Source organism: uncultured Empedobacter sp. (assembly GCF_937930195.1).
GTDB lineage: Bacteria > Bacteroidota > Bacteroidia > Flavobacteriales > Weeksellaceae > Empedobacter > Empedobacter stercoris.
Genome location: NZ_CALGVK010000172.1, coordinates 1 through 8,735 on the forward strand (window position 1 = coordinate 1; position 8,735 = coordinate 8,735).

The 8,735-nt window shown below is 32.2% G+C and carries 6 protein-coding genes; all 6 read right to left on the minus strand.

What is annotated here, in order from left to right; all coding sequences use genetic code 11:
• Positions 1-117 precede the first annotated feature (117 nt).
• The gene (locus tag Q0616_RS09830; RefSeq protein ID WP_286483662.1) at positions 118-1,356 is read right to left on the minus strand and encodes a T9SS type A sorting domain-containing protein; all 1,239 of its coding nucleotides are present in this window, start codon (positions 1,354-1,356) and stop codon (positions 118-120) included.
• 84 nt (positions 1,357-1,440) lie between these two features.
• Positions 1,441-2,262 (minus strand): hypothetical protein, encoded by an 822-nt coding sequence (locus Q0616_RS09835; RefSeq protein WP_171621655.1) that lies wholly within the window; start codon positions 2,260-2,262, stop codon positions 1,441-1,443.
• Positions 2,263-2,398: 136 nt separating this feature from the next.
• Positions 2,399-5,575 (minus strand): efflux RND transporter permease subunit, encoded by a 3,177-nt coding sequence (locus Q0616_RS09840; RefSeq protein ID WP_171621654.1) that lies wholly within the window; start codon positions 5,573-5,575, stop codon positions 2,399-2,401.
• Between the two features lie 12 nt (positions 5,576-5,587).
• Positions 5,588-6,658: an efflux RND transporter periplasmic adaptor subunit gene (locus Q0616_RS09845; RefSeq protein ID WP_286483660.1), complete on the minus strand. Its 1,071-nt coding sequence runs from the start codon at positions 6,656-6,658 to the stop codon at positions 5,588-5,590.
• Positions 6,659-6,670: 12 nt separating this feature from the next.
• Positions 6,671-7,984 carry a TolC family protein gene (locus Q0616_RS09850; protein WP_298776800.1) on the minus strand — a complete coding sequence of 438 codons (1,314 nt, stop codon included), beginning with the start codon at positions 7,982-7,984 and terminating at the stop codon, positions 6,671-6,673.
• Between the two features lie 4 nt (positions 7,985-7,988).
• The gene (locus Q0616_RS09855; protein ID WP_286483659.1) at positions 7,989-8,582 is read right to left on the minus strand and encodes a TetR/AcrR family transcriptional regulator; all 594 of its coding nucleotides are present in this window, start codon (positions 8,580-8,582) and stop codon (positions 7,989-7,991) included.
• Positions 8,583-8,735: the final 153 nt, after the last annotated feature.

The window sequence follows — 8,735 nt, forward strand, 5'->3', positions numbered from 1 at the left end:
GATGGGTTCTATCGATAAATAAGATATTACACACTTTATATAAAAAAAGGATTTCATTCGAAATCCTTTTTTTTATTTATTTTGTCCAGAACTAAAATAAGTTGACACTAAATCAACTTATTTTTTTAGAATTTGTTTTGTAGTAACATTTCCTTTATTGTCGATTAATTTTAAAATATAATTTCCTTTTGAGAAATTTCTAATATCGATTTTAGTTGTTATCGAAGATTGATGGATTAATTTTCCACTGATATCATAAATTTCTACTTTCGATAAAATATTATCCGATTTAATGTAAACAAAATCTGTCGTTGGATTTGGGTAAATTTCTACTGATGAATTATTAATATAATTCTGTGATGTAGATAATTTTGCATCTTTGATAATAACAATTTTATTGTCTGAAGTGTTAAATGCATAGCATCCTTTTCCACAGTTAATTATAGATCCTGTGTAACCAAAAGCTTGAGAAATTGGTAAATTATCAGCCAATAAAAATGTTTCGGCATTGAATCGTTTGAAAGAGATATTACCATTCCAATCGTAACTTGCAAAACATGCTTGATCTGTATTTTCATCGTAAACAACAGGTCCAATTACATTAGGAAATTGACCTATAACAAATGGTTGAGTTGTTACATCTACAACTTTTCCGTCGTACGAATACATTTTGTTGTTAAAATAGCTAAAATTTAAGTTAAATCCTGATAAAACACTTCCCGAAAGGCTTACATTTGAAACACCTCCGTTATTAACAGATAGTCTTCTTATCCCGTATTCTGTCGATTCGTTGTTATAACCGATTAAAGAATTTGCACTCGTAAACTCGATAACGTTACTTCCTGAATGACCTGGAGTTGTTGTAGGTCTCATTACATTATCATCGTAAATTGCTACTCCTCCATGTCTTGGTGTTACGGATTTATAACGTCGAGAAACCGCTATAGTATTGGCTTTACCTGGCATAACTTCTATATCCTCTACATAAAATGACCCCAGAAAAGAATCTGCTCCTAAACTAAATTGCAAATCTGCTTTTTGATTTGGAACATCAAATCTTCTAACGATAGAAGCTCCATCAAAACCTGCGTAAATATATTTACCATCATCAGAAATAGCCAAAACAGTAGGTTCACTTCCCATGAAAACAGTTTTTTCTAATTGAAAAGTTTCTAAATTCACAATTCCAATACTATTGCCATTTGATCCGTTTGCGCTGGAAATACTTGCATAGATTTTATTTGATACTTTGTCGTAAACAATATCATTTGCAGTTACATCAACTGTATATACGTTTAGTTGAGAAAAGCTACAAATAGATGTAGAGATAAATAAAAAGGATAAAAATTTTTTCATAAGCAATTTTATCTTATACAATTAGTTGTTTTTAATTATTTCCAAATATATACTAAATAACTAATCATTTAACAAAAAAAGCAGTTATTCCACTGCTTCTTCTATTTCTTCATTCATATTATTTTCTAATTCACTTAAAGCTAAATTTAATGAAATCTCCGTGCAATACTTTGAACCTAAATCCAATCCTTTTTGAAGAAATTCTTCAGCTTTTTCTTTCTCGCCCGTAAAATAATAATAGTTATAAAACAATCCGTATCCATCTGGGTTTCCTAAATCAAGTACGCGTTGTGCCAATTGCTCTAACTCTTTATTGGGTTCCAATTTCAACTCTTCTGTAGCTGATAAAGTCTCAAAAATACCACCTGATTGTTCAGCAAATTTATACGCAAATACTATTTTACAACTTTCGTCAAAACCATCTTTACAAAGTTTAGCATTTGCTGTTTCGTTTTCTTTTAACTTTCGATTCAAACCTTCTTCATCAAAATCAAACAAATAACTTGCATTATTTTTAAAATTAATGTCATAATTTTGAGCCATCCAACCTGCTCGTTGTGCTAATTTAGCCTCTGTTTGCGGTTTATTTTCGAAAGATTTTAGATTAGATTTGTATACTTTTTTATCAACCCAATCTGAAATTCCTTTTAATTGATTCTTTTCTTTTTTGAAGATAAAAACTGTTTTCTCTACAAAAATCACTACTGAATCGTTGCGCTCAAAAAACTCGTACCCTTCTTCGTCAAATTCAGTGATTGTTACTTTTCCTTTTCCATCAAATTTTAATGGATTGTATAATTCATCCTTTGACTTTGTTGTAAAAACACCTTCTAATGTATTGGTAACTTGTTGAGCAAAAAGAGTTGACACTGCAAAAAGAGCTGTCAAAAGAAATATCTTTTTCATTTATAAAATTCTCAAAATTAATAATTGAATCAAAAATAAAGTTTTTAAATTTTAGAAAACTCACTAATTATAGTTAAAATAAAAAAAGTCGCTCCAAAATAGAGCGACTTCAATTATTAAATATCGAATTGAATGGTTATTCTTCCCATTCTTCTTTTATTTGGCGTGATTGATAATCAGCAACCATTTCTGCTTCATAATCAATTTTTTCTCCTTTTGAGAATCGTCTTATTGCACTATCAAATAAGGAGTAAACTACTGGTACAATGATTAATGTAAGGAATAATGACGAAACTAATCCACCAATAATTACCCATGCTAATCCGTTATTCATCTCTGCTCCTGCCCCTTCTGCTAAAGCGATTGGAATCATACCAAACACCATGGCAATGGTTGTCATTAAAATTGGACGAAGACGCGCATGATTGGCTTGTACCAATGCATCATGAGTTGTTTCTCCTGCTTCTTTCCTATGGTTTGTAAAATCGACCAATAAAATAGCATTCTTACACACTAAACCGATTAACATAATCATTCCGAGAATCGTAAAAATATTCAACGAATTATTCGTTAAAGCTAAAATCAAGAAAACTCCGATTAATGATAATGGAATAGAGAATAATACTACGAATGGATAAACAAATGAGTCGTACAAGGCTACCATGACCAAATAAACTAAAATAATTGCAGCCAATAATGCGTAACCTAATGTACCAAAACCTTCGTCTTGCATTTCTTTGTCTCCACCCCAAACATATGAAACTCCTGTAGGTCGTTTGTTATCTATTTTGTTTAATTTTTCTGTAAATTCATTTATAATATCGCCTGAAGTACGACCAACAGCCTGAGATTGAACTGTAACAGAAGGTGTTTTATCACGACGTTCTAAGAAACTTGGTCCAGAACTTTGCGTCACTGTTGCAAATTGATCCAAACGAATTTGTTGACCTTTATCATTCACAAAAATCAAACTACGAACATCATCAATATTCGAACGATTGAAATCATTGTATTGAATATTAATGTCATATTCGTATTCACCTGCTCTAAATTTACCATCGGTATTTCCAGAAAAAGCCGTTTGCATGGTTAATCCAACCGTTTGCAAATTCAATCCTAATAGAGCCATTTTATCGCGGTCAACTTGGACATTAATTTCAGGATTTCCAGTTTCAGTTGTTAATTTCACTTCCGAAGAACCTTTGATTTGTTCTAATTCTTGTTTGGCTAATTCGGCAAATATCATTGCACTTTCTACATTAGATCCTGTGACCACCAAAGCAATAGGCGCTTCTTCTGCACTAACAATACCTACTGGAACGGTTTTTACTTTTACTCCAACCAATTCTTTTTCTAATTCACGCTTTATTTTTGCAGCATAAATAAACGAATTGTCTTCACGTTCTGATTTATCATTCAAAATAACATCAATCTCCGCTTTGTAAGCTGTTGCTTGTGCTGCTCCGAACCCTTCAGAACTTTGACCAACAGTTGTAATCATATCGACTACTTCTTTTTTATTGCGTAAAAATTTCTCTGCTTTTTGCGTAACAAAATTTGATTCTTCGATTGTTGCATCTTTAGGTAATTCCATTTGCACCAAGAATTCTCCTTTATCCGTTTTAGGAAAAAACTCATTCCCAACATATTTTCCTCCAATTAAAACGCCAACAACTGCAAACAAAACAACAAAAACTCCAACAAAAACTCCAATACGTCGAGTAGTCGTTTTAAGACACCACTCTAACATATCTGAAATGAAGTGTGTAAATTTTGTTAACTGTTTTTCGAACCAAAGAATAAATTTTTCGAAAATATTTTTTCCTGTAATATGCTCTAATTTTCCGAAACGAGAAGACAACCAAGGGACAATTGTAAATGACGATAACAAGGATAATAAGGTTGCTATAACAACTGTCACACAAAATTGTGCAATAATATTCGCTACCAAACCTGTACTCATCGCAATTGGTAAGAATACAACTACAATGACCAATGTAATGGCTGTTACTGTAAATCCGATTTCTTTTGAACCATCATAAGATGCTCTAATCTTCGATTTTCCCATTTCCATGTGACGGTAAATATTCTCTAAAACAACAATGGCATCATCCACCAAAATCCCTACAACAAGAGATAAACCAAGTAAAGACATCAAGTTTAGCGTATATCCCATCAAGTACATTCCGATAAACGTTGCAATTAACGAAGCTGGAATAGAAACCATTACAATAAAGGCATTTCGAATACTATGTAAAAACAAAAACATTACAACTGCAACCAAAACAACTGCTAAAAGCAAATCGAAAATAACATGATTTGCAGCTGCTAATGTAAAGTCAGAAGTATCATTTACAATCTGAATTTTCAATCCTTCTTTCTTATAATCTGTTTCAACTTTTTGGATCGTCTCCTTCATTAATTCAGAAACCGCAACTGCATTTGCGTCAGACTGTTTTACAACCTGAACAATAATCGCTGAACTTTGATTAACTCGTGCTATTTTCTCAACTTCTTTTTGAGAATCTTGTACAAAAGCAACTTCTGATAAACGAACTTGAATTCCATTATTCGAAGAAATAACTAAATTATTTAATTCTTCTACCGATTTATATTTACCAGAAAGACGGATAATCGTTGAGTTTTCGCGTGTTTTTACACTTCCTGTTGGAAAATCTAAATTAGATGTCAAAATTGCTTGTTGAATTTGAGGGACAGATAAACCATAACCTTTCAATTTCAAAGGATCTAAACTGACTTGAATTTCACGTTCTTGACCACCAATCAAATTTATTTGTGCGACACCTGTCACACGAGACAAAACTGGTTCTATTTTTTTATCTAATAAATCGTACAAATCTTTTTCTGTCAACTTATCAGATGTCACACCGGCTGTAATAATCGGTAAATCACTTAACGAGAATTTCGTCAAAGAAGGTGGATCAACATCGTCTGGTAAATCTTTTTCGATTGCATTAATCTTACGTTGCGCATCATTCAATGCTAAATCTGCATTCGCGTCAGAATTCAACGTTACCATTACAACTGATAAACTTTCGTAGGATTTCGATTCTACTTTTTTTACATTTTCTAAGGCTGCAACGGCATCCTCTATCTTTTTGGTAACAGAGTTTTCAACTTCGTTTGGGGAAGCTCCAGGATAAATTGTTGAAATTGTTACGACATTCGTTTCAAATTTTGGGATTAATTCGTATCCCATCTGTGTGTAACTAAACAATCCTCCCAAGGTTAAAATCGTGAATAACACGATAATCATTGTGGGACGTTTAATTGATATTTCTGCTATTTTCATGGAAAAATTATCTTACTTTACAACATTCACTTTCGTTCCATCTTTCAGATTAATCTGACCACTTGTCACAATTTCAGCTCCTTCTTTTACTCCACTGATAATTTCAACTTCAGTTCCTACCGTTTTTCCAATGACAACTTTCGTTAGTTTTGCGATATTATTTTCAACGACAAAAACTTGTCCAGAACTAATCCCATTTACAAAAGCATTGGATGGGATAACCAAAACATTTTTACCTGCATTAACATCATCTTTTGTGGAAAAAATTGCTGTTCCATACATACCAGCTTTTAATCCCGAATTATTCGAAACTTGAATTTCTACTGGAAAATTTAACGAAGCATCTGCTTTAGGGGCAATAAAAGAAATTTTTCCTGCAAATTCTTGATCTGGAAAAACACTTGCTAACACTTTGATTGTTTGACCAACTTTTAAATTCACAACTTCAGCTTCTGTAACTGTAACTTGTAATTTTAATTTTGATACATTTACAATATCAAACATTTGTGAACCTGGTGCTACAACAGAACCTGGTTCGATGTAACGTTTATTAATTACACCAGAAATTGTTGCTTTTACATTGGTATCGCGCACACGTAAATTTTGAGCAGAAACAGCTGCTCTCGCATTTTTTAATTGTAAACGCGAGTGATCCAATTGTTGCTTTGTTACTCCGCCTGTTTTGTATGCATTTTCGTAACGCTCATTGTCCATTATAGCATTTTGTAAATTATTTTGTGCTTGTGTCACATCAACTTCAATTGCATCTTTTTTAATTGTTGCCAATGTTTGTCCAACAGAAACATAGCTCCCCTCATCAACCAAAACACGCACAATTCGTCCTGAAATTTCAGACGGGAAACTCATTTCTTGAAACGGTGCAAATGTTCCGTTTGATGTATAATCTGTATTCAAGCTTTCGTATTTCGCTTTGACAGTATTCACCACCACCTCATCGGCACTTTCATTTACAATCGCAACCTCTTCTTCTTGCTTCGCTTTGTTATTTTTGATGATGTAAACTGCTCCTCCAATCAAGCCAGCAGCAATTAATATATAAAGTAAAGTTTTTACTGATTTCATAAATCGGTTCTATTATTGAATTAATGTGTTTAAATCTCCTTTGGCTTTTATTAAAGCTATTTCGGCAATTTTATATTCTAATAAAGCATTTGAATAATTATTTCGAGCAGCTGTTAACGCATTTTCGGCATCTAATATTTCTGTCAAATTTGCCAAACCTTGCTGATAATTATTTTGTGTATTTGATAAAACTTTCTCAGCTAACATTACATTTTCTTCTTGAATATCAACACTTTTTAACGTATTTTCAATTTGAGCTTTAGCATTCTGATATTCTAAACTTAACCCCAGTTTCATATCATTCATTTGTTGTTCAATATCGAGTAAATCAATTTCTGCTTGATTTATTTTAGCTTTTGTAGCTCCTCCAGAAAAAATTGGAACTTTTACACTCAATCCAATTGAAGCTAAATCTGACCAAAAATAATCTTTAGACGTTAAAAATTTATCACCCATTCCTGCGACACCATAATTAGCTGCTAAACCAACGGTTGGATAAAGATTTGCACGTTCCGCATCTTTCGCAAAACCTAATAATTCTTTTTGTTTGGATAAAAGTTTGAACGCTGTTCTATTTTCGACTTCAACCTGATGATCTAATAAAACTAAATTTGGGGTAATTGTTTCTTCTTTCAAATGAATTGGCTCATCGATTGGATAACCCATATAAAATTTCAACGCATTTTTGTTGATTTCCACAGCATTTACCAATTGTTGACGTGAAGAGGAAATATTATTTAATTGAACCACAATTCGATCCAAATCAATTGGTTTTGCCAATCCATTTTCCACCAAACTTTTAATAACATTGCGAACTTTATTCGTGTTCTCATAACTTTTATCAATCGTTTTTAATTTTTCTTCTTGAATAAAAACTTGATAATACGCATTTGCTACACGCTCTATAATTTGTTCCTCCGTTAACTCTGCATTGATTTGGTAAAATTCTCGTGTAGATTTCGCCGCTTTAAGTCCTGTAAAAACACGCTGATCAAATAATGTTTGATATACATTAACACCGATATTCGAAACCCAAGGCCTACTCATTTCACCTTTCATTTGTTGCCCCGCAAAGGACAAAACCATTTGCTGTAAAATTGGACTATACTGAATTGCGGCATCAGCACTCACTTGTGGCAAAGCTCCAGCTCTTGCTTCGTCTATTTTGAATTCCGCTTTTTTTATTGCTAAATCTGCTCGTTTGGCATCCGCTTTGTTTTCTAATGCAAATTTTATAGCATCTTTTAGTGCAACAATTTCTTGTGCATTTACGGTATTCATTACTGCTATAATCGCTATGGAAAGTAATAATTTGAACCTCTTCATCAATTTATTTCTTATTAAAAAGTGTATTGAGTATAATCTGTTTTCGATCCGAAAGAATTCGTTTAAAATCATCGTCACTTAATTTCAAGTCTAACTGAAGAAGTGGACGAATAGTAAACGGATAATTAATTAACGAAATCATATTCAATAAAAACTGAATTGGTTCCATTTTTTCTATTGTTCCTTTTTCCATTTCTTCTTCTAATCGTTCATAAAAAACTTGGACAACCTCATCCAAATTATCTTTCATTAATTTAGAACACATCGTCTTATTTTTATTCATTTCGGTAACGATATAGGTTTCCAAATAAGGGAATTTTATAGATGTAGCAATTGAATCTTCGATAAACTCTCCTATCATCTCTTTTATATCACGATTTCGATCTAAAATTGCACGCGATTTTTCATTACTCACAACTGTTGCTTCTTCATAAATAATGCTAATCAAATTGTTACGCGATCTAAAATAGTAATTGATCAACGTACGATTCACCTTCGCTTCATCCGCTATTTCTTGTGTAGTAGCATGAAATCTACCTTCACCAAAAAACATCCTTTTTGCTGTTTCTTTGATTAATTCTTCCGTATCATCTTTCATATCTATGTGCTATTTTATTTTTGACAAATTTGTCAAACAAAATTATTAATATATTTTGTTAATCCAAAAAGTTAAACATTATTTTTATAAAAATCGTGTGGATTACCGATTTGATTATCCGTAAATTTGCGCGATGAAAGAACAATATGATTT

Coding starts and splice junctions, on each gene's coding strand:
- Q0616_RS09840 (WP_171621654.1), bottom strand. CDS start 5,575: ATGAAAATAGCAGAAATATCAATTAAACGTCCCACAATGATTATCGTG.
- Q0616_RS09830 (WP_286483662.1), bottom strand. CDS start 1,356: ATGAAAAAATTTTTATCCTTTTTATTTATCTCTACATCTATTTGTAGC.
- Q0616_RS09850 (WP_298776800.1), bottom strand. CDS start 7,984: ATGAAGAGGTTCAAATTATTACTTTCCATAGCGATTATAGCAGTAATG.
- Q0616_RS09835 (WP_171621655.1), bottom strand. CDS start 2,262: ATGAAAAAGATATTTCTTTTGACAGCTCTTTTTGCAGTGTCAACTCTT.
- Q0616_RS09845 (WP_286483660.1), bottom strand. CDS start 6,658: ATGAAATCAGTAAAAACTTTACTTTATATATTAATTGCTGCTGGCTTG.
- Q0616_RS09855 (WP_286483659.1), bottom strand. CDS start 8,582: ATGAAAGATGATACGGAAGAATTAATCAAAGAAACAGCAAAAAGGATG.